Consider the following 23,520-nt stretch of genomic DNA (forward strand, 5'->3'; position numbering starts at 1 on the left):
TTATCATCATGCTTAGTTTTTAACAATTCTAATTTGCTGTGCTGATTCTCCGCTGTTAATCATTAGAAGATAAACACCATTAGGAATAGTTGAAATATCAGATTCAACAACGTCTCCATTTACTCTAAATGTATTCTGTTGTGCACGGCCAGAGAGATCAAATAATTGCAGCCCACTAATATCTCCAGCAAATCCTTTTATTTGAATTAGGTTAGAAGATGGGTTAGGGTATACCGTTACGGCATCTAATCTATTGCTGAGTCCCGTACTTGTAACAATTAATGCTACATCGTCTGAAATCTCACTGGAACAACCATCGATTGTTACCTGAACAGAATATATGCCTTCTGAATCAACGTTTAGGGTAGCACCCGTTGCTGATGCAATGGCTTCTCCATTTAGGAACCATTGATTACCAGCGCTACTGCTTGATTCTAACTGAACAGACTCAGTGTTATCATTATTCACAGTAATTACCGGTTTCATTGGGTTGATACAGAACGTTCTCGATACTGTTGGTGCAGCTAAAAATTCGCTGTTTCCTGCCTGATTAGCATCGATAGTTACAGATCCTGCAGCCAACAATGTTACTTCACCAGCACTTGTTACATCCACTTTATCAGAGCTGGAAGAAAATGAAACATCCAACTGAGAAGAAGCAGTAGCAGTTAACGTAAACGGACTGTCGCCTAAGGTTTTATCTGCAATGGCCGGGAAGGTGATAGTTTGTGCTACTGGGTCTATTGGGTCAGCTGCAACAATAACTGTTCTAGTCACCTCATCTGCTGCATTTCCGGCAGCATCCATCACATTATAAGTTATGGTGTAGGTACCTGCTACACTTGTATCAACAACATCTCCTCCAACAACGATATCTTCTGTAATATCACCGTCTGTATCATCCGTTGCTGTTGCTCCGGCATCTGTATAGGTGTCGTTTAATGCAACGTTAACGGTAGCATCACCAATTAAAGTAATAACTGGCGGTGTAGTATCGCCTCCACCAACATCCATTGATTGATCAATATCATCGTAATAGAAAGTCCATGTAGGAGCATCTGTATCAGCAGCTCCCATAACTCCATTATCGAATATTAGGGTTATCGCATTGGTTGCTACTAATCCTGATTCAGCACTAAAGTCAAATGTTAATTCCTCCCATGTGCCAGAACCTGAGTGACTAACTACTCGCTCAATATTAGGTTGCTCTAATTTAAAGGTAACCGGCACTTCTCTAGAAGCCCAAACTTTCATTTTAAATACCTGACCTGCTGTGTAATCAATGTTGCCATCCAATACTAAAGTTGTTCCACCAAAATTTTGGTCAGGAAACTTTTGCATTTGTACTACTTTGGCACTGGTATTAATTCCTGAAGCATCAGGATTATCTTCTATTGTTGAAGCACCACCGTTAAAATTATTCAATGTATAAGGACCACCTGCATCTTCGAAATCAACTGGGAAAGTAGCGGTTGTCGGGCCACTGCCTCCTATTTCCTGACTAATATCATCGTAATAGAAGGTCCAAAAATCTGGGTTTCCAGCTGCATCGCCAACTTCACCATTGTCAAAGAAAATAGACACCGCACCTGTAGCTCCTAAGCCCACCTCAGAACTGAAATCAAAAGTTAATTCTTCCCAGGTACTTGAACCCGTATGACTCACAATTCTGGTAATATCACCGCCCTGCTCTAATTTGAATGTAACTGGCACTTCTCTTGAAGCCCAGACTTTCATTTTAAACACTTGTCCCTCTGCATAATCAATGTTCGCATCTAAAGTAAGCGTTGTTCCACCAAAGTCAGCCGCCATAAACTTTTGCATACGTGCAACTTTAGCACTTGTATTGATCCCACCTGACTGTGGATTGTCAATCACAGCTGAGGTTCCACCACCAAAATCTCCAAATACGTAAGGTGCCCCATCATCTTCAAAATCCACAGGAAAAGCAGTTGCTGTTGGGCCACCGCCTTCGTCTTCAAGTGAATTAACACTTACGTCATCTATATACATTTCAATATTACAGCCAGTTACAGGGCCACATGCTGCTTGAAATTCTATTGATAGTCCTCTTGAAGGATCTAAAGTTCCCGCTGTTGTAATGTCTGCTGAAATAGTCTGCCAATCTCCTGTTAATGCGGGTAAGGTTATATCATGTCTCACAGCACCTGTTGTTTGTTCAGAAAATAGTGCTACATTAATAACAGCACCTGGCTGAGTAACAGTAGCCTTTATGTTAAAAGTTACTCTTACTTGATCTCCGGGCGATATCATGTCCGCCCCAAATTGTTCTTGTTTCAACACGGGGGCAGATGCTGCAGGGCCACCTAAGGGATCTGCTACAAATGAAACAGCATAAGTACCACTATTTACATCTGTATCTGTTACTGATACACTTCCATTATTATCAAAAAATAACCAAGATGAACCATCTCCACCATTATCTTCAAATCCACCATTAATTACCAAATTAGGACCTAAGGTAGGCTCTTCTCCGCCTCCACCAGAGGTACAACTAACACAAACTATGTCATCCACATATAATATTCCTGTATTTGGCTTATTTCCAGCCTGACCCCCTACATCAGGACGAATCAAAATTCTATTAGTCCCTGCAGGTGGCGTTCCTTGTATTGTAAATGTCACCTCTGTCCACTGATTTGCATTCGAAATTGTTTGAACATCCCCTACTGTTCCAGTAGAAGTTGTGCCTTGAAACTGCTCGACCTGAAAAAGTACATTAGATGATGCCACTGTTGAATATAATTTTGCCTTATAAACAATCGCCTGATCATCCATTACTCCATCTCCAAATACAAAACCTACACCTCCCCACCATTCATTCGTGCTTTGATAATTTATCTGATAAACATTGGCACTTGTGTTAATACCACCTGAAACAGGATTAGAAACCAATTGACCAGTTAACTGTCCATCTGATGAAAATTGAGATGCAATTACACCATCAAGCGCATTTTCGAAATCCAATAAAGTAACTCCTGATCCTACAATCACTGTTCTTGTTACTTCCTCTGCCGCATTTCCAGCTGCGTCCATAACATTATACGTTATCACATAAGTACCCTCTACACTTGTATCCACTGCATCACCTCCAACAACAATATCTCCTGTAATATCTCCATCAGTATCATCTGTTGCTGTGGCTCCTGCATCTGTATATGGATCATCAACAGCTAAAGTTACCGTTGCATCACCGAGCAAAGTGATTACAGGAGGTGTAGTGTCTCCACCACCTCCAGCTTCAGAAAGTGTTAAATTATCTATGATAATATTTGCACCTTCTCCACTTACAGCAGAAACTGTTGCGATTCTTATCCGAAATAAAAAGAAAGCTGGGTTAGTATCTTCAACTGGTCTTTCAAAGGTTAATGTACTATAGCCTGAACTATTTAAAGTCAATTCATCAATTTCTTCAGTGTGAAGTGTACTGCCTGGACCAACTTGCCATATAACCTGAACATTAGTGTTATTTAAAGCAATATCTCCTAATTTTACATCGACAGATAATTCCAACGCACTTGCTGAAATAGTACCCAGAGCTGCTCCTTCGGCATAAAACTCCTGCCACAAGTATGCTCTAGCTGCATCTGGGTCTCCATCATTATATCCGGAGAATTCAAGTGCTCCGCCTGTGGCACCACCTTCATCGACCCACATAAATGTTACTTCGTCTGGGTTAGCTGCAGCGCCATCTAAAGCTTCCCAACCGTCATCAGCAGTATTATCGTCAAAAGTTTCAGAGAAAAGTACTGAGGGTGTACCACCGCCACCATCTACTTCATAGACAATGTCATCCAACCAAATTGTGTAAATTCCTTCATCAGCACCTTCGGCAAAATGAAAAAGCCCTTTATTAGCTGTTAATACAGATGGGTCTGTAGGTACGATTGTAAACTGCTGCCATTCTGTTGTTAAAGCTAAATTTGTAACTTCTGTTTGATTTACTGTGGTCACATTGTCATTTCCAACACCTGCTACGTTTAAAGTAGCCGCTTTACTAGCTTTAGCCCAAAAAGTCAATTTATCATAGCCAGAAACATCGCGACCAGGATCCACAACAAAAGCTCCGCCTGTGTATTCGGCTGCAGGAACTTCAATCTGTAAGGAAGAGGTTCCAGTATGCGATTCTGAAGTTACAACTGATACATCATTAATTGATCCTCCAAATGCCACAAAGCTTACTCCTGTTCCAAAGTCATCATCGAATACGACCGGATCGGTTTCTCCACCTCCGCCACCACCAGCACCCATTGTAATGGTCACGTTATCAAAGTATGCATCTACTGTGCACGGGTCGGATCCACAGCCAGCTTTAAGCTGTAAGGTTATCCCTCCACTAACATCTGGACCCGTAGTGGTAGTATAACTGTAAGAAGTCCAGGTTTCTGTTGGAAAGATTGGCCCGCCAGATAAAATCTCAGACTTAGATGTACCTCCTCCACTTAGCTCAGAAAATAATTCCGGGAATACTACTCCACCTGCACCTGTGAGGGTTCCATACATATCAAACGTTATTGTAACACTTGTATTTGGTGTTACAGATACATCTGAAAGGTTAGCCTGTTTAATTAAAACTTCTTGTGCCTGACCTGCAGACAACTTACCAGAAAATGTACCAGCTTGAGCCTGTTCTGTTGTTACAGCAAAAGTACCGCCAAGTTCAGAAACAGTCCAACCTGTATTATCTCCTGTCTCAAAATCTCCATTGACCGCTAAATCTTGCGCTGTTAGCATAACTGATACCAGCGTAGCCCCGATCAAGAGTATAAAATTTTTCATAGGTTATTATTTTGTTATAATTTTTTTTAAAATCGCTATGCAATCGATTTATATTTCATTGCAAACGATTACTGTATTTGTTGATCAACATCGCAAAATGTCAAATGTTATAAATACAGTATCTCTAATCTAGCGCTCAAATAGGCCTCATTCCTAAAAAAGGACTACATCAATTTTCTAAAACTACTACTACAAAATTGTTGGGGAATGTTGTTTATTCGGATTTTAGGCAGGAAAAAACCCTACAAAACACTGAACAATCAAATAAAATTGATTTTTAGTGCATTCTTTAATCGCCTTACTTAATGGAGAGGTTGATGCTGCCTACTAGGATGGTTTTTGTTTACTATTGGTATAAATAAGTTTAAAAAAGGCTCTTCTTCATGATGCCCTTTTCCTTGATTCTAAAACCCACAAAGAATTTTATATTACCAGAGGCACTTGCAATATTGGCATTATCGAGCTTTGCTGAAACTACTTGAAAAAAACCTGAAGCTCCTGCAAAAAATTGCGGTCCGTTATACCCAAAGCCTCCTCGAAAATTAAAAACCGGTCTAAAACCGATATTCTCTTCAGAGAAATCGCCACGATTGTAGGCTGTCCATAAATGCCCTGGCCCAAGTGATAAAGCCCCATTAATATAAAAATTGTTTTGCGTGAGCGTGTAAGTATAACCAGGCATTAATGCCAGTGTAGTAACTCGCATACGCTTTAAATCATCATTTAAAGGAAAGGCCGCTTGTGCTGATGGCGGTATTAAGGTAGAGTCCGCTGAAAATCTAAAATTGGACACGAAAAAGGAAAGAAGAAATGACCCTTGATTTTTGAGCTGCCTATCCGCTTGTGTATAAGGTGATCGGAACGAGAATTTCTTATGATTAAAAATATAAAAGCCATTAAACTGAAAATACCTCAGTGACAGGTCATCTCTAATAGGATATGGATCGCCACTTTGCCAGTCGGAGAAATGGTTTTGTGGGTCTTCCATGTACATGCCATTGTATCGCTGAAAGGCAACATCTGCGCCCCACTTTTTGGCATAAATGTTCGTTTGAAAATCGAATGATTCTGTTTTTCCAAATATGTCTGCCGGGACTTTTTCTTCATCCTGAGGCAATTTAAACGAAAGCTCAATGTTCAAGTCAAACGCATAAATGCCGAATCCCATAAAATTATTAGAACTTGGCGAGTAGCGTATGTCCGGAACATTCTGGTTTTCATCAGTTATATCAAGATTAAGCGTACGCAGCGTAACGATTGGCTTGATGTACCATTGATCGTGCCGCTCCTCGATGTAAAGTTTTCGGTTGGCTGTGTACTCCTCTTTATTAGCTTCGGCTAATGAATCCAAATAAGCTAATTGCCCAAATGTACTATGGCATAATGCACACAGACCAATAATACATATGATCTTGAGCGCTTTCAATCTTACAAAATGAATTCGCTCAGATCTTTATTTTTAACCAACCCGCTTAATTTCTCCTTCACCAACTCTCTAGTAATAACTATTTTGGCATTCGGTCCAATCTTATCCGGTACATCAAATAAAAATTCATTTAAGAGCCTGCTCATTACTGTGTGAAGCCTTCTGGCTCCAATATTCTCAACCTCAGCGTTGATATCAAAGGCTGTCTGAGCTATTTCATCCAGCGCATCTTCCTGGAAGGTAAGTTCTACTTCTTCTGACTCAAGTAGTGCCATATATTGCTTGGTAAGCGCATTTTTAGGCTCCATTAAAATATGGAAGAAATCATCTTTTGTTAAGTTTTCTAATTCCACTCTGATAGGAAATCTACCTTGTAGTTCCGGGATTAGATCCGATGGCTTGGCCACGTGAAATGCCCCAGCTGCAATAAATAAGATATGATCCGATTTGATTATTCCATACTTGGTGTTAATGGCACTTCCTTCCACGATAGGCAGTAAATCTCTTTGAACACCTTCCCTACTTACATCCGCACCACTCTTCTGGCCACCACTCTTTGCTATTTTATCAATCTCATCAATAAATATTATTCCCGTGTTTTCCGCTCTTCTGATGGCCGTTTCTTTCACTTCGTCCATATCTATCAATTTCTGAGACTCCTCATCAATTAATATTTTTCTGGCTTCAGCGATAGTTACTTTCCGCTTTTTAGATTTCTTAGGCATCATGTTGCCTATCATCTCCTGCAGATTAATCATGGAAGATTCATCCATGGCACCACCACCGATCATGCCTATTCCACTACCAGCAGGCTTCTGAACATTGATGTCAATCTTTCGATCTTCTAATTCGCCATTTCTGATCTTTTCTCTAAATCGTTCTCTGGTTCTTTCATTTAACTCCTGCTCTGATTTAGGCTCTGCATCAGAATTTTCTTCCGATGTGCTTTTTGACACACCATTTGTTCTCATTGGCGGAATGAGTGCATCGAGTATGATATCTTCTACAATTTGTTCAGCTCTCAACTTCACTTCCTCTTTCTTCTCTGACTTTACCATATTCACTGACTGTTCCACTAAGTCGCGAACCATACTCTCCACATCTCGGCCCACATAACCCACCTCGGTAAACTTAGATGCTTCAACTTTGGTAAATGGTGCATTTGCAATCTTGGCCAGCCGTCTGGCAATCTCTGTTTTACCTACGCCTGTGGCTCCAATCATCAGAATATTATTAGGAACAATTTCTGACTGCATCTCTGATTTTACATTCATCCTTCGCCATCGGTTTCTCAACGCAATGGCTACATTTCTTTTCGCATCACCTTGCCCAATAATGTATTTATCAAGCTCTGCTACAATTTCTTTAGGTGTTAAATATTTATTTGAATTCATATAATTTAACTTCTTCTATTCTTAAAAATCTTATTAGTATTAGCCGTGAGCGTAAAGCTATTGGACCCGCCTGCGGCATGATAACCACCACGACTATACGAAAATTCAAAGGCTTTTACTCTAAACATCAGTCCGAACGAAAACCCTGCTCCTCCGCCTGTATCCGGTAATTTTAACTCCTGCCTCACTAAGTGATTATACCCAAAACGAAGGTTAATGTTTTTAGATAACAACAATTCTACCCCAACGTTCACATGTCTCAGTGCATTATCCAACTCTCCGGGCTCTTCTTCATCTGCAGTATTATTAGGGTCAAAATAGGAAATATTGCCATCAGTAAGATTATAACCCGTTAATGAAAACCGAAAAGGCATGTGTTCGGGTTTGATTGTTGTTCCAACCTGAATATCGAAAGGTAATTTTGAATCACTATCATCGGAATAATCCTGAAGAATAAAACCAACATTTTTAAAGACTAATCCAAAAGTAACCTGCTTGCTAGGGTGGCTAAAAACACCTCCTAAATCCATCGCCAATGCCGAGGAATTAAATCCACCAATATTAGAATTGAGGAATTTTAAAGAGGCCCCTAATGTAAACACCCCTATCGTATGGTTTCGCCCTAAAATTAATTGCGTTTCACCGGAATCAAAGGTTCCTAAGTCTGCTCCGGTAGCATCGTAGCTATCGAATTCGCCATAATCCAAATGATTAACCCCCAGAAACCATGAGCCCAACTTCCCAAAATCATGCTGATAGATGGCTGTTACTATTCCTGCATCAGCAAAATAATCCAAATAGGAAAATGAAGCTAAGCCACTTAACGTATCTCCGCTTAAAGCGGGATTTGAAAAGGCTAAATTCACATCTTCATTTGCCAAGGAGACGTTCACCCCTCCTAGCCCAACTAAGCGGGTGTTTGACGGAATATTTGTAAACGTGTAGGAAGTTTGACCTCCTATTTGAGCGGAAGCAAAAAAAGGTATTAGTAAAGCAAATACAATTAATTTGTAACCCATACTGTTAGTTTACAATATTAACCTTTTCGGGAAAGGTAAATTGCATGGGCTTCTTTACTTTTTCTTTCAATAACGCAATCTCCAGCACTTCATCTACATCCTGAACATAGTTGATCTTTAATCCTTTGATATATTTTGTATCAATTTCATCTATGTCGCGCCTGTTTCTGGCTGACAAGATAATTTCCTTAATACCCGCTCTTCTTGCCGCTAATATTTTCTCTTTGATACCACCTACAGGCAATACTTTACCCCTAAGCGTGATCTCGCCAGTCATTGCCAGTTTAGATTTTATCTTGCGCTGAGTATATATGGAAGCCAATGATGTTAACATTGTGATACCTGCCGATGGACCATCTTTAGGAACAGCCCCTGCAGGAACGTGCACATGTAAATCATAATGATCAAATACTCTGTAGTCTATCAAATAGTGCTCAGCGTTGGCTCTCAAATAAGATATGGCCGCCATGGCTGATTCCTTCATCACATCACCCAGCTGACCGGAAAGGGTAAGCTTTCCTTTACCTTTGCTCAAACTTGATTCTATGAATAAAATCTCGCCACCTACTTGTGTCCAGGCCAAGCCCGTTACAACACCCGCAACATCATTACCTTGATATAATTCTTTATCAAAGATCTCAGCCCCAAGAATTTCAACTACTTCTTTATCGGTAATAGATTTCGAAAATTCCTGATCCATTGCCAATGATTTGGCTGCATTTCTTACTACAGCACCTATCTTACGCTCCAAATTTCGAACACCAGATTCTCTGGTATATCCATCAATTAACTTTGTGATACCACTTTTCTGAAATTTCAAATCATCAGCCTTAAGGCCATGCTCTTTTTTCTGTTTTGGTATTAAATGTTTCTTAGCGATTTCAGATTTCTCCTCAAGGGTATAACCCGTAATCTCGATGATTTCCATTCTATCTCTCAAAGCAGGATGAATAGTATCCAAAGAGTTAGCAGTGGCTATGAATAGTACTTTCGATAAATCGTAGTCCAACTCCAGGTAATTATCCTTGAATTCATGATTTTGCTCCGGATCCAGTACTTCTAATAACGCAGAAGCAGGATCTCCTCTAAAGTTGGAATTAACTTTATCAATCTCATCCAGAATAAACACAGGGTTGGAAGATTTAGCCTTCTTTATGTTTTGAATTATCTTACCCGGCAATGCGCCAACATAAGTTTTTCTATGTCCTCGAATTTCAGCCTCATCATGTACACCTCCCAATGACATTCTGACATAATTTCTCTTCAGTGCCTTGGCAATGGACCTACCCAATGAGGTTTTACCTACCCCAGGAGGGCCATACAAACATAAAATAGGCCCTTTCATATCATTTTTAAGCTTCAGAACGGCCAAATATTCAATGATACGCTCCTTCACCTTTTCCATGCCGAAGTGATCCTTATCAAGGATTTTTCGTGCTCGTTTAAGGTCGAAATTATCCTCAGTAAACTCTTCCCATGGTAACTCCAAGAGAAGCTCGGCATAGTTCATAGCTACAGGATATTCGGCTGCCTGAGGGTTCATTCTCAGAATTTTATCGAGCTCTTTGTTAAAATGCTGATGCACCTCATCGCTCCATTTTTTCTTGAGACCTTTTCTTCGCAACTCCTCTACCTCCCTGTCAGGGCCTTCATTACCCAGCTCATCCTGCATTACTTTAATTTGCTGACGCAGGTAATAATCACGCTGCTGCTGATCGATATCAGTGTGAACCTTCTTTTGTATATCGTACTTAAGCTCTAATAACTGAATTTCTTTGAGCATTAGCTCCAAAAGCAAAGTAGCCCGTTCAAAACCATCATTTGTTTCGAGTAGCTTTTGTTTATTAGGTACATCGGCATTTAGGTTTGATGCCAAAAAGTGAGTTAAAAAGCCTAAATCATGGATATTATCTAGAGCCATCTGAGCTTCCTGAGGAATCTCGGGATTCAATTTCAATATTTTCGCAGCCGAATCTTTTAATGACTGCATTAAGGCTTTCCCCTCTTTGTTCTTCTTGGGAGGAAATACACTTTTAAGCAATTTCACCTTAGCCGTGATGAAAGGGTCTTCAGCCAAAATTTCATCAACTTCAAACCTTGTTTTACCTTGTATTATAATGGTAATATTGCCATCAGGCTGAGATAACATTTTAATGATCTTAGCTACTGTACCTACTTTGTAAATATCCTTCAACGAAGGATCTTCGGTAGAACCATTTTTTTGAGCAACCACACCAATGATACGATTGCCTTTGTAAGCCTTTTTAACCAGCTTCACAGACTTTTCTCTGCCAACTGTAATGGGAATAACTACGCCTGGGAAAAGTACCGTATTTCTGATAGGCAGAATGCCCAACTCATCAGGAATATCATCTTCCTTTATTTTAGACTCCTCTTCAGGATTCATTATTTGTATTAGTTCTTCTGTATCGCCCTGCACAAGATCTCCGAAATATATATTCTTAAACATAGATGTTGTTTTCTCTTTATAAATATGTCATGTTGACACACAATTAGTCTAAATTGCGCTAATTAAATAGGTTTATTAAAGTTTCAATACCTGTGCCAAACTCTAATCCACTGACAACTTGATAAAAATACATTTTTGTAACATCTTTATTAGTAGCATTAAAACCGGGGTGGGAGTGAACAGAAATTTTTTAAGGCATTTAATCTGCCTCATTTTAATAATGATGGTTGCAGGAACCGGATTCTCACAAAAAAGTAGGAAAACCAATAAATCGTTAGGGGTAGTTTCATTAAGCGATACACTAGAACGCTTCAGCGATTCCAAATTCTTTACCTTTCCAAACCTGAATAAAATACCTTATTACAGAAATGAGTCTAAATTAAAGACAATCAGAAAGTTAGATGACCAGCAGAAATGGGAAGAGTTATATCCTGTTTTGAGGGAATACGTCTCAAATTTTGGTGTTATTAATTTCTATAGAGATACCTACTTTCTTTGGCGACTTGGTAAACTAACGGAGGTATATGGCAACCTCTCCGAAGCTAAATTGCTGTACAAACTCGTATTAAAGCATCATCGTGAGGATATAGATATCCGCTCTATTGAGCTTTATTACGAAGAACTCACAGAAAACGATAGGGATTACTTTGTTCCGCTTGAATATTACTATGAACTGGTAGATTACAGAAAAGAAATTGATACGCTAAGGCCGCCTCGTAGTGTTTTGCTAAACATGGGCAGCACTGTGAATTCTGACCTTTCAGACTACGGCCCTACTCTCAGCGGTAATGATGATGAACTGATATTCACATCAAAAAGAAACTCACATAACAGAGGATTAGATCCTGTACATGACGAAGATCTTTTTTACACAACCAATGAGTTTGATAGCTGGGGTAAAGCCAAAGAATTCGAAGGAATAAATACACAATACAATGAAGGTTCTGCTACTATCAGTAAAGATGGTAACACACTTTTCTTTGCACGGTGCAATGCGCCCGATGGTTTAGGTGATTGCGATATTTATTGGGCAAAAAAGCAGTTAGATGATAAATGGGGTGAAGTAGAGAACCTTGGCATTAATGTAAACAGCATTGCATGGGATAGCCACCCAAGTCTTTCTCACTCAGAAGATACTTTGTATTTCGCCTCAGATCGATTAGGTGGATTTGGCTTGTCAGACCTATACTATACTGTTAAAAACGGTGATAACAGTTGGGGAAAGGCTGTTAATTTGGGACCTATTATCAATACACGTAATTCAGAAGTTAGTCCTTTTTACCATCACGTTTATGAAGTGCTTTACTTCAGTTCTAATGGGCAGAATTTAAATTTTGGCGAATTTGATATCTACAAGTCTTACCATGACGGACTTAATTGGGGTGAGCCAAAGAATATTGGGCCATTGGTTAATGGACCCGGGAGTGAGTTTTATTTTACCATTGACTCAAAATCGGAAGACCTTTATTATGCGAGATCGGTGGAAAACAACATGAATAACCTTGACTTGTATTCATTTCCGTTACCAATGGAAGCTCAACCAGGGGCTAATACAACCATCACTGGTTCACTGATCAATGAAGAAACTAAGCAACCCTTTAAAGGTATAGTGTCTATTATCGACTTGGATAATGGTATTGAGGTTGCTCCTAAATTTCTCCGCCCGGATGGCTCCTTTCAATTCGATTTAATTAACAATAACAATTATCTATTAATACTTCAAGGAGAGGAGTTTTTCAGGATTGAAGAGATTTTCTATTTGGATGGCGAGCTGCAATTAAATAAAACTACCAAGCCAATTTCCAGCAGACTTAAGTTCGAATCTATCGAGTTTGAAGAAGGTAAGGCCGAAATGTCTACCCCTATGTATAATGATCTGGATAAGCTGGGAGACTTTTTACTCGATAATCCTGACTTTAAACTGCACATTTCCGGCCATACTGATTCCAACGGCCGCGAAGAGTTTAACTTGAAGCTATCGCAAGAACGAGCTGACATTATTAAGGAGTATCTTGTATATTTTGGTAACGTGCCCGAAGATCGCATTACAGCACGGGGTTATGGAAGCTCCAAACCAGTAAAAGGAGTAGATCATACTAAGCCACTAAACAGACGTGTGGAATTTGAAATTTATAAGGGGCACCAAACTCCACAGTATGAGAAGTAAATAATTCGATCAAACAGCAGTTTGAAAAAAATTATCTACTCAATTGAACCTTCGTGGTTTATCACAGTCTTACCATCGAAATAATAATTAAATGAGGGAATCGAAAGTATTTGATGAACTGTTAATCATTCGATGTAATGAAGGCGATCAGAAGGCATTTGAGCTGTTGGTAAAAAGGTGGAATAAAAAACTACTGGCTTTTACTTACAGATATGTAAAGGACTTCGAAGTTTCGAAAGATATTGTTCAGGATAGTTGGGTATCGATATTCAACGCCATGCACAAACTTAAGGAACCAGCTAAATTTCATTCATGGGCCTTTCGCATCACTTACAATAAAATTATTGATCAGTTTAAAAAATCTCAGAAAGATCATGACATAAGGGCGTCTGAAGAAATTCAACATCCTAATGAGGAAAGTGAGCAACCCGATGTTCGGACTTACTTAAATAAGCTTCCTCCTGAGCAGAAAACGGTCCTCACATTATTTTACCTTGAAGAGCTGTCGATAATGGATATTTCCAAAGTATTGGATATCCCTATAGGAACAGTCAAATCAAGAATATTTTATGCACGAGAAAAATTAAAAGAAATTATAAACAAGAAAAGTTATGAAAACCACGGATGAACAAATTGACAAGATCATTCATGAAGCGCTTAGCAAAGAAGAAGCTGAATATTATGATCAATTAGGTGAGCAATCTTTATTAGACATGTCACTTGGTGTGTTTCAAGGAAGAAATAAGAATATTTACATACTCACATTGGTAGTTTCCTTTATCATATTCGGTGTATTCGTTTACTGTGCCATTCAGTTTTTCAATGCATCAGACATAAAAGAAATGCTCATTTATGGAGGTATTGCATTGTGGAGCATTATTAGTGTGATGGCCGTAAAGCTTTGGCATTGGATGGAAATGCATACCAATCGATTGATTAGAGAGATAAAGAGATTGGAGCTTCAAATAGCATCTTCGAAAAAGTAAAACAAAAAAGCCTCACAGAATTCTGTGAGGCTTCTAAATATGATTGATGCTATTATCCAAAAATCACTTTGAAGATATCATTTCCAATAATGAATACCATTAGCGCAAGTAAGAACACCATACCTGCTTTTTGAGCGTATTCAAGAAACTTATCACCAGGCTTACGCCCTGATATCATCTCAAAGCTTAAGAACATTACATGACCACCATCTAGCGCAGGTATTGGCAATAAATTCATAAATGCCAATACCATTGAAAGTAGACCGGTTAACCTCCAGAAACGTTGCCAATCCCATTCACCTCCATAAGCTTGTGCTATACCAATGGGGCCTGATAGCGATTTTTGAACATTCAACTCACCACTGAACATTTTACCAAAAGCTTTAATTTGTGTGAAAATTACTCCAAAGGCGCGCTCTGTGCCAAGCCCGATAGACTCACCAAAGCCATAATCGATTTGACCTGAATTTAATCCGTCTGGAATCGCCCATGAAACTCCAATTAAGGACTCATCAACAAATGGCTCAGTGTATGAAAGAATTTCATCAGCTCTTTGAATTTTAAAAGAAATTGAATCACCCTTCACAGAGGTTACTTGATTTTTAACTTCATCTGCATAAAGTGTTGGTACTCCATTTACCTCAAGAAACTTATCTCCAGGTTGTAGTTCAATTTGCTCCGCTAAAGAACCTTCTAATATCTTACCAACCTCGGCTGGCATTCTGAACCCAATGAAATTAAGGAAAGCCTCTTTGCTATTCATTGTTTCAATGAAGTCACCAGGGATTCGAACATTTACAATCTCACCTGCTCTATCTACTGTGTAATAAGATCCATCACCTAAAAATACATCTGAATCAAAAATCTTTTGGAAATCGTCAACTTCTTTTCCGTTAACCTTTAATATCTTATCTCCCGTTTTTAGTCCAATATCTTCGGCATATTCATAGGCAATTATTCCACCTGACTCATTTACCGCTTTGTTGGAAATAAAGCTATCTCCAAACAAGAAAGTAAGGAAAATGAAAATGACGATACCTGTAATCACATTAATGAAAATTCCACCCAGCATTACAATTAAGCGCTGCCATGCTGGCTTAGAACGAAACTCCCATGGCTGTGGTGGTTGTTTCATTTGCTCTTTATCCATCGACTCATCGATCATGCCGGAAATTTTAACGAAACCGCCCAATGGTATAGCACTTAGTGCATATTCTGTTTCGCCATATTTAAAGCTGAATATTTTTGGAGGAAAACCTATAGAAAATTGTTCTACACGCATTCCAAAAAACTTTGCTGCTAGCAGGTGCCCCATCTCATGCAACCCTACTAAAATTGATAAGCTCAGAAGTATCTGAGCCGTCATTACTAATCCTTCCATCTATTTATTTATAATCTCCTTTGCTTTAATTCTTGTTTGTGTATCGGTACTCACGTAATCCTCATAAGTAGGCTTTTTAATAAAATCAATTTCTGCCATGCATTGTTCCACCACATCCGACATTTCTAAAAACCCAATTTCATCCTTCAAGAATGAGGCCACAGCCACTTCATTAGCTGCATTCAGCACACATGGCACATTTCCGCCTGCCTTAAGCGCATCAAACGCCAATTGTAGGTTACGGAATGTCTTTATGTCAGGTTGCTCAAATGTGAGTGCCGGGTAATCTAAAAAGTTAAATCGCGGGAAATTAGATTTCAAACGCTCTGGATAGCCCATGGCGTATTGGATGGGTAACTTCATATCTGGCAAGCCCATTTGTGCCTTCATTGAACCATCCTCAAACTGCACAATACTATGGATGATTGATTGCGGATGAACAATAACATCTATTTGATTTGTATTTAACCCAAATAGCCACTTGGCCTCAATCACTTCCAATCCTTTGTTCATCAATGAAGCGGAATCAATGGTAATCTTTGCACCCATATCCCAATTCGGGTGCTTTAATGCCTGGGCTTTGGTAACAGCCAATAATTCCTGCTTAGATTTCCCTCTAAAAGGTCCACCAGATGCAGTTAGGATTATTTTTTCTATCGGATTATGAAATTCTCCTACTATACATTGGAAAATTGCCGAATGTTCAGAATCAACAGGGTAAATGTTTACGCCCTTATTTCTTGCTAGCTCGGTAATTAATTCTCCTGCAACAACCAGGGTTTCTTTATTGGCCAATGCAATGTTTTTACCGGCTTCAATGGCCTTTATAGTGGGTTTTAATCCTGCGTAACCAACCAGAGCAGTGAGAACAAGATCAACAGTATCCATTTCAGCTATTGAGGCTAGGGCCTTCTCACCACAATACACTTTTATATCCAAAGGGTCTAAGGCAGACTGAACCTGATCATACAAATCTTCATTACCAATAACTACTGTATTTGGTTTAAACTCAGCAGCTTGCTCAATGAGTAAATCGGCATTGTTTTGAGCAGTAAGAACTTCTATCTGAAATTTATCTGCATGCAGCCTTACTACATCTAGTGCTTGTGTACCTATCGATCCTGTAGAGCCAAGGATGGCTATGTTTTTCTTCTCAATCATTCGATTTTCGATATTCAGCATTCTAAATTCGACATTCCACTTATTGAATTATGAATGACGAATGTTAAATGAAGAATTAAGAATTGTATTAGATTCATTTTATAGCATTCTTTTTCGCTGTTCCTAAGCTCTTTACAAATATGGATATGAGTTGGTTAGTCTCATCCAAAATTTTCGTTTCATTCAAATAGCCTGCTCTTGTAAGTATTTTTAAGCAATTATTACTTTCTCGTAATTCTTTAAGCACAATTTGCATTTTATGAACGAAGTCTTTGCGGGATTCAGCTGCTTGCACTTCGCCATAATTTAATGCTGGTGAAGTTGTTGATCTTAATAATTGACCACCCAAATGAGTAGTGGCTTTATTAACTGGTAAATTTTCGATAATTCGAATGATTGCGACTGCATAATCAATCAATCTATCCTCTAAATCAAACTTTCTTACTTTTTCCATTATTTGTGATCGTTGCCCAGATCGTCACTGCAATTCATTCAACGCCTCCGCAATTTTTCTATCATTTGATAATCTCGGAACCTTATTTTGACCACCTAACTTACCTTGAGATTTCATGTAATCAATAAATGAATTCTTTCTTAATTCGATGATTTTTAAACCTCTCAAAATATTACCTGTGATGAGGTCGTCATAATAGGTATTTTGCTTTTGCAGCTGCAAATTTAACTCTTTTTCAAAGGCAGCCAAATCATTTGGTTTTTGAGCAAACTCTATATACCATTCATGCAATGGCAATCCTTCTTTGGGTGCTACATTGGGAGCAACTGTAAACTCAATCAATTCCGTTTCTGGAAACTTCTCACAGGTGTTTTTCATCGCTTTTTCCACCTCCTCACCTATCACATGCTCACCAAAAGCTGATATAAAATGCTTTATTCTTCCAGTAACTAACAATCTATATGGCTCTTTGGATACAAACTTTACTGTATCACCTATAGAATAGCCCCACAAACCCGCATTACTATTAATGATTAACGCATAATTTTTATTCAGTTCCACTTCATGAATCATCAATCTGGTTGGATTCCCGTCAAAATATTCTTCTGTTGGGATGAATTCAAAGAATATTCCGCTATTGAGTAAAATTAAAAGTCCGGGTTCTGTTTGTGAGTCCTGATAAGCGATAAAGCCTTCTGATGCCGGGTAGGTTTCTACCGAATCTATCTTTTTGCCAATTGATTCTTCCAGCTTAGCGCGATACGGCTCGAAATTTACTCCGCCATATACAAACATGGAGAAGTTAGGAAATACATCTTTAATTTTCTTATCACCTACCCTTGCCTGAATTCGATCAAAATACATTTGCACCCATGGCGGAATACCCGAAATGAGCGTCATATTTTTATCAATCGTCTCATCAATAATTTTCTCCAATTTTGTTTCCCAATCGTCAATACAATTGGTTTCATAACTCGGCATCTGGTTCGTTCGCAAATAACCAGGAACGTGGTGATTCACAATGCCAGATAATCTACCAACATGAATTCCATTCTTCTTAGCTAACTCCGGGCTTCCAGAAAGGAATATCAATTTACCATCTAGAAAATCTGCCTTACCCGTTTCAGCTACATAAGCGAGAACGGCATTTCGAGCACTTACAAAATGATTTGGAATGGAATCTTTGGTAATTGGAATATACTTTACACCTGAAGTGGTGCCTGAAGTTTTGGATAAATAATTGGGCTTGCCTGGCCATAAAATATCAGGCTTGCCTTCCACCATTTCCTCGATATAAGGCTTTAGTTGCTCATAATCTCTTATAGGTACATTCTTTTTAAAGTCATCGTAAGAATTGATTTGATCGAAATTATGATCCTTACCAAATTTAGTTTTTGCACCTTGTTTAATGAGATGTTCAAAAACTTTGTCTTGTGACTCTTTGGGTTTAGAAGCCCATTTTTTAGTTTGAGCAGCGATGTATTTAGCAAAAGGTTTACCGAAAAAAGATCTTACTCCCATGTTTCATTGATTAGAGAACTTCAAAGATGAAGATTATTAATAAAATGAATGGCTAAAGACATAGTTAAAAAATCACTCCAATCCTTAAATCCATATTTTCGGCCACATGACCGTGAGACTTTAAGCCAACGCCAGCCTGCAATTTATCTGCAATCTTATACATCAGCTCATAGCGTTGATAAAAACTGTTGCTGGTAGAAGGAAACGGCCTATAGGCATACCATCCCATTTGCTGATTAAATAAGATTTTACCAAACACAAAATTATGCCCAAGAACTAATCCAACAACTCGATGATCATAATCTTCACCCATCAACTCAGCACTTCTTTTGTAAGATTCATCATTAGTAAATTCTACGCCCACATTAAAGGCATTAGATTGTGTTACATGAAAAAGTGCACCCCCAGAAAGGCCGATAAGCAACTTACGCTCATTAACGGACACATCTTCATTACTCACCTCAGGCATAGTACCGAATAATCTGGCATAATAGAATAGCTTCTTCTTCAAGTGCGTATTCTTTTCCCTGGCCTCCAATTTATAACTACTTCTATTGTAGATAACTCCTGCGCTAATGGTTGGAAAATTCATCCCTTTATTAGGTTGCTTTAAACCTCCGTTGGATATGTGATTATAGTTGAAGCCAACTTTCAGCGCATAATTATCATTCAAAGAATAAATGCCATATAAACCTAAGTGCATGATGAAACTCAAATGAGAACTGAAGAATAAGTTTTCCGGATTCGTATTTTCATCATATAGCCGATTTAAATAAGTGAATCCCACTCCGGTTCGCATAGAAATTTTTAGTGGCGATTTGTAAGAAAGGTAAGGCTCTGCAAAAAATATCAAATTGCTAGAACTTCCCAGCTGATCAGGGTTTTGGTAGTTAAAATAGGTAAATGAAGCACCTAGTTTAGCGTAGCAGTTGCATTGATCCCATGCCTTTTCGCTCAATTTCAATCGGCTATAATCTAACTGCAAGCCCCATAATGGCTCTTCAGTAACAGGTTTTAGCTCAGAAGAATGAGGAATAATTTTGCCATAGTGTAACGATGACTCCCAAATATTTATCTGAGAATATACCGAGCCAGACAAACAATAGACTATGATAAGTGCACAGTATCGCATACCATTTAAATTACTTAACAAATCTTAACTGATACTAACGCAACACCTTACATTTTGTCACGTTTTAGAAAACAGCACAATTTTTGATATTTGATGGCAAACCAAAAATAACCATGCGAAAGACATTATCAATAGTAGCAATTTCATTTTTAGCAGGACTTGGTGGCGCTTACACCTTTCATAAGCTTACACAAAACAACTTACAGGAAGTAAAAGCAAATGAAGCAGATTCACTCAACAAATTTGTTCACAACTCTTTTGAAGAAAGCCCAAAAGCGGCCTCTTCTTTGCGATCTGCTCTGCCAACGGACTTAAATGACGACTTTATCACAGCCAGCAAGCTGAGCACTTCAAGTGTTGTCTACATCAAAAACATTTCAGAATATACTTATTCAAGAAGCTATCTCGATTGGTTCTTCGATCGGGAGCCCAGCAAAACACAACAAGTGAGTAGTGGTTCAGGCGTTATTTTTTCAAAAGATGGCTACATTGTTTCAAACAACCATGTTGTTAATGGTGCTGACAGGTTGGAAGTAGTTTTCAACAAAAAGGTTTATGACGCTAAACTTGTGGGTACCGACCCATCCACAGACTTAGCTGTTCTAAAAATTGAAGGAAAGAATTTGCCGAATATCCAGATTGGAACTGCCAAAAGTTTACAAGTAGGCGAATGGGTAATTGCTGTTGGAAACCCATTTAATTTAACTTCTACAGTTACTGCTGGAATCGTGAGTGCAAAAGGACGTGAAATAAATATTTTGGAAGGCAAGTTTCCGATCGAGTCATTCATTCAAACAGATGCAGCTATTAACCCTGGAAACAGCGGTGGGGCTTTGGTAAACAAAAGAGGTGAGCTAGTTGGAATAAATACTGCCATTTTAACACGGACAGGTACATACAATGGGTACGGTTTTGCTGTTCCTGTTGACATCGTTAAAAAAATTGTAGGCGATATAATAGAGTACGGAGAAGTACAGAAAGCTTTTTTCGGGGGTGAAGTGAGAGACTTTGACTCTTCCGTAGCTAAGCGCCTGGACATAGATATTGATTCTGATATTATTGAAGGCGTGCTGTTAACATACGTTCAAGAAGATGGCTCATCTTTTAAGGCGGGATTAAAAGAAGGTGATATCATTGTTAAATTTGATGAAAGATCTATCAATAGTAAAAGTGAATTTGAAGAAGAATTGAGCTATCACTCACCGGGAGATAAAATAAACTTGACCTATAAACGTAAAGGTGAGATAAAAACAGCTTCTCTCGTGCTTACAAATAGAGAAGGCACCACTTCTATTCTTAAACGCGAGATTTTCACATCAGAATCGTTAGGAGCAAACTTTGAGACAGTTCCTAAAGTAGAGCGCGACCTTTTGGGAATAGAGTATGGGGTGAAGGTTTTCAATATTCAGAATGGTTTAGTAAAACGCATCGGTATAACCGAAGACTTTATCATCACCGATATTAACAGAAATGCTATCAAAGACCCTGAGAGGCTGGTTAACATTCTTGAAAAAATTCGCGGAAGAGTGATTATTGAAGGAGTGAATAGTAAAGGAAGATCTGGATATTACTCCTTCTATTTAAGGTAATTATCTCTTGGAGATATTATTATGAGTAATTGATTTCTGCCTTGAACATTTAAAGCGAGTACCAACATTTACATGCTTTTGGGCGTGTTTTGTTGATCTTCCCTGAACCCTCTTGCGCCACATTCTAAAGCTTGAGGGCTTCATGTTAGAGCGCATGAGTTTAATTACTTCTTTTTCAGGTACTCCAAATTGACTTTCAATGGCATCGAATGGGGTTCTGTCTTCCCAAGCCATTTCAATAATTCGGTCTATTATTTGATCTGCTAATTTCACATAGCACTAACAGGGGCATCCGAAAAATGTTAAAAAGACTAAACGAAAAAACCTCCCTTTCTTAATCCACGTTTGGCTAATCTGGGGAGGTCTTTTTCGAATCAATCAGAACTTGATATCTAAGGTCACTATTTTATGATTAAAGTAAATCCCCCAAAGGGTGGGATTTTTCTAAAATCAGCCTTTAATGGCTTTAAATAATGCTTTTTTACCTAGTAAATAGTAAAATTCTTTATTTTTTACTAGCATAATAAGATTGCTACCTGCTTTCCATTTCTTTTCCTTATTTGTATAGAGGTCAATTTCATGAACATAGCTTTTACTTATAAAAAGAATTGAATTACCATAAAAGCTGAAGTTCTCTATACCTAAAGCTTTAATGGTATATAGGTAATTGCCCAGATTATCGAACACCAATATTCCACTCTTTTTATCACTGATGAATAACAGATTCTGATATTCTCTAATATGGGTAATTTCATAATTTTCAGGATCTAACAAAAGGTCGAAAGGCCGTTCTATCTCAATTTGATTGAAAGATTGATTGTATTTTATTAAACTAAATTTTGAAAAGTCAACCAGCCACAAATTGTTATCCATCGATGGTGCTGCTATGCCCACAAATGATGATGCTATAGTTAAATTAAACCGATTCTCACTCACCAGAAACCGATCAAGATAAACTACCTCTTGTAAGTCTGAATAGCTAACAACAATTCTTAAAGGATTCCACGCTTCTAAAACAGAAATATTACCTTTTCTTAATGGCGAAAATTCTGATTCGTACTGTAGATTTTGATTGTATTTATAGACATTACCGAGCTCATCACCCAGATAGACACTGCCTACTCTGTCAATAGACATTTTATCAATATTCTCAACTCGAATGCTATCAGTGAAAATAAATTGCCCAAATGCGCATGAACAAATGGATAACAGACAAAGAGTAATATTAACTTTCAAAAGTAAGTAGTTGATAATTTTCACCATCATACACGCCATAGGTGCAATAATTGACCCATTCGCCTAGATTAATGTATTTGGAACTTTCTCCAACCTCAAGATCAAGTGGTAAATGCCTATGTCCAAACACGTAAAAGTCATGATGCTCTTGCTTTTCAACATCTTTACAATACTGCCATAAGTATTCTTTGTCGCCCAAAAACTTATCTTCTTCTTTTTTAGTATTGCTTATTCTACTGCTGTGAGACCATCTTGTAGCAAATCCAATTCCAAAATTTGGATGGAATCTGGCAAACAGCCATTGGCTTATTTTCGATTCGAATATTCGTTTCAAAAATTTGTACATATGGTCACCCGGACCCAAGCCATCACCATGGCCAATTAACAATTTCTGGTTGCCAACGATCAACTGCTGGGGATCGCGATACACGGGTATTCCTAGTTCTGAGGGAAAGTAATCAAACATCCACATGTCGTGATTTCCAGTAAAGAAAACAATTGGTATACCAGTGTCTTTAATCTCAGCAATTTTGCCCAACAGACGTATAAATCCTTTAGGAACTGCATGTTTGTACTCAAACCAAAAGTCAAAGATGTCTCCTACCAAGTAGATAGAGTGTGCATTATCTTTTATCTGATCAAGCCAGCGTACAATCTTTTTCTCTCTTTCCAGGCTAGTGGCTTTGTCAGGAGCCCCCAAGTGAAAATCTGAGGCGAAATATATTTTCTTACCATTAAGACTTTCGATTTTATCGTGAACTTTAAATTGCATTGCTCCAAAAAT

At 38.4% G+C, this 23,520-nt stretch carries 17 protein-coding genes; 4 read left to right on the forward strand and 13 right to left on the reverse strand.

The features are described from left to right. Window positions 1–12 precede the first annotated feature (12 nt). The 5 genes from JR347_RS17950 to lon form a co-directional block, all read right to left on the reverse strand. Window positions 13–4,800: an immunoglobulin-like domain-containing protein gene (locus JR347_RS17950; protein WP_205721949.1), complete on the reverse strand. Its 4,788-nt coding sequence runs from the start codon at window positions 4,798–4,800 to the stop codon at window positions 13–15. 364 nt (window positions 4,801–5,164) lie between these two features. Beyond that, window positions 5,165–6,226: a DUF4421 family protein gene (locus JR347_RS17955; protein ID WP_205721950.1), complete on the reverse strand. Its 1,062-nt coding sequence runs from the start codon at window positions 6,224–6,226 to the stop codon at window positions 5,165–5,167. Between the two features lie 2 nt (window positions 6,227–6,228). Next, entirely contained in the window at window positions 6,229–7,620 is a 1,392-nt protein-coding gene (gene hslU / locus JR347_RS17960; protein ID WP_205721951.1) for an ATP-dependent protease ATPase subunit HslU, read from the reverse strand. A gap of 5 nt (window positions 7,621–7,625) precedes the next feature. Beyond that, window positions 7,626–8,639: a type IX secretion system protein PorQ gene (gene porQ, locus JR347_RS17965; RefSeq protein ID WP_205721952.1), complete on the reverse strand. Its 1,014-nt coding sequence runs from the start codon at window positions 8,637–8,639 to the stop codon at window positions 7,626–7,628. 4 nt (window positions 8,640–8,643) lie between these two features. Beyond that, complete coding sequence (gene lon, locus JR347_RS17970; RefSeq protein WP_205721953.1) at window positions 8,644–11,109, reverse strand: endopeptidase La; 2,466 nt, start codon at window positions 11,107–11,109, stop codon at window positions 8,644–8,646. 220 nt (window positions 11,110–11,329) lie between these two features. Here lon and JR347_RS17975 point away from each other — a divergent pair, with 220 nt between their 5' ends. The 3 genes from JR347_RS17975 to JR347_RS17985 all read left to right on the forward strand — a co-directional run bounded on the left by JR347_RS17975 (window position 11,330) and on the right by JR347_RS17985 (window position 14,262). Then, window positions 11,330–13,276 (forward strand): OmpA family protein, encoded by a 1,947-nt coding sequence (locus JR347_RS17975; RefSeq protein WP_205721954.1) that lies wholly within the window; start codon window positions 11,330–11,332, stop codon window positions 13,274–13,276. Window positions 13,277–13,367: 91 nt separating this feature from the next. Next, entirely contained in the window at window positions 13,368–13,904 is a 537-nt protein-coding gene (locus tag JR347_RS17980) for an RNA polymerase sigma factor (protein ID WP_205721955.1), read from the forward strand. After that, window positions 13,888–14,262 (forward strand): DUF6768 family protein, encoded by a 375-nt coding sequence (locus JR347_RS17985; protein ID WP_205721956.1) that lies wholly within the window; start codon window positions 13,888–13,890, stop codon window positions 14,260–14,262. Before JR347_RS17980 ends, JR347_RS17985 begins: the two co-directional genes overlap by 17 nt. Before the next feature lie 52 nt (window positions 14,263–14,314). On the opposite strand, the gene rseP is transcribed toward JR347_RS17985, so the two are convergent. The 5 genes from rseP to JR347_RS18010 all read right to left on the reverse strand — a co-directional run bounded on the left by rseP (window position 14,315) and on the right by JR347_RS18010 (window position 19,911). Further along, the gene (gene rseP / locus JR347_RS17990) at window positions 14,315–15,643 is read right to left on the reverse strand and encodes an RIP metalloprotease RseP (RefSeq protein ID WP_205721957.1); all 1,329 of its coding nucleotides are present in this window, start codon (window positions 15,641–15,643) and stop codon (window positions 14,315–14,317) included. Next, window positions 15,644–16,804: a 1-deoxy-D-xylulose-5-phosphate reductoisomerase gene (locus tag JR347_RS17995; protein ID WP_205721958.1), complete on the reverse strand. Its 1,161-nt coding sequence runs from the start codon at window positions 16,802–16,804 to the stop codon at window positions 15,644–15,646. A 94-nt stretch (window positions 16,805–16,898) separates the two neighbouring features. Next, window positions 16,899–17,258 carry a four helix bundle protein gene (locus JR347_RS18000; protein WP_205721959.1) on the reverse strand — a complete coding sequence of 120 codons (360 nt, stop codon included), beginning with the start codon at window positions 17,256–17,258 and terminating at the stop codon, window positions 16,899–16,901. 24 nt (window positions 17,259–17,282) lie between these two features. Then, window positions 17,283–18,779: a GH3 auxin-responsive promoter family protein gene (locus JR347_RS18005; RefSeq protein ID WP_205721960.1), complete on the reverse strand. Its 1,497-nt coding sequence runs from the start codon at window positions 18,777–18,779 to the stop codon at window positions 17,283–17,285. A gap of 64 nt (window positions 18,780–18,843) precedes the next feature. Then, a complete protein-coding gene (locus tag JR347_RS18010) occupies window positions 18,844–19,911 on the reverse strand; it encodes an acyloxyacyl hydrolase (protein WP_205721961.1) in 1,068 nt (355 codons plus the stop codon). 113 nt (window positions 19,912–20,024) lie between these two features. On the opposite strand from JR347_RS18010, the gene JR347_RS18015 reads away from it, so the two are divergent. Then, on the forward strand, window positions 20,025–21,500 hold the full coding sequence (locus JR347_RS18015; protein WP_205721962.1) for a S1C family serine protease: 1,476 nt from the start codon (window positions 20,025–20,027) through the stop codon (window positions 21,498–21,500). Here JR347_RS18015 and JR347_RS18020 read toward each other — a convergent pair whose 3' ends face one another. From JR347_RS18020 to JR347_RS18030, 3 genes are all read right to left on the reverse strand, one after another. Further along, complete coding sequence (locus JR347_RS18020) at window positions 21,501–21,734, reverse strand: TIGR03643 family protein (protein ID WP_235689812.1); 234 nt, start codon at window positions 21,732–21,734, stop codon at window positions 21,501–21,503. 216 nt (window positions 21,735–21,950) lie between these two features. After that, window positions 21,951–22,736 (reverse strand): NHL repeat-containing protein, encoded by a 786-nt coding sequence (locus JR347_RS18025; protein ID WP_205721964.1) that lies wholly within the window; start codon window positions 22,734–22,736, stop codon window positions 21,951–21,953. Next, the gene (locus JR347_RS18030; RefSeq protein WP_205721965.1) at window positions 22,726–23,508 is read right to left on the reverse strand and encodes a UDP-2,3-diacylglucosamine diphosphatase; all 783 of its coding nucleotides are present in this window, start codon (window positions 23,506–23,508) and stop codon (window positions 22,726–22,728) included. The genes JR347_RS18025 and JR347_RS18030 overlap by 11 nt, the downstream gene beginning before the upstream one ends. Window positions 23,509–23,520: the final 12 nt, after the last annotated feature.

Origin of the sequence: Fulvivirga lutea (genome assembly GCF_017068455.1) — a bacterium.
In the GTDB taxonomy this organism is placed as follows: Bacteria; Bacteroidota; Bacteroidia; order Cytophagales; family Cyclobacteriaceae; genus Fulvivirga; species Fulvivirga lutea.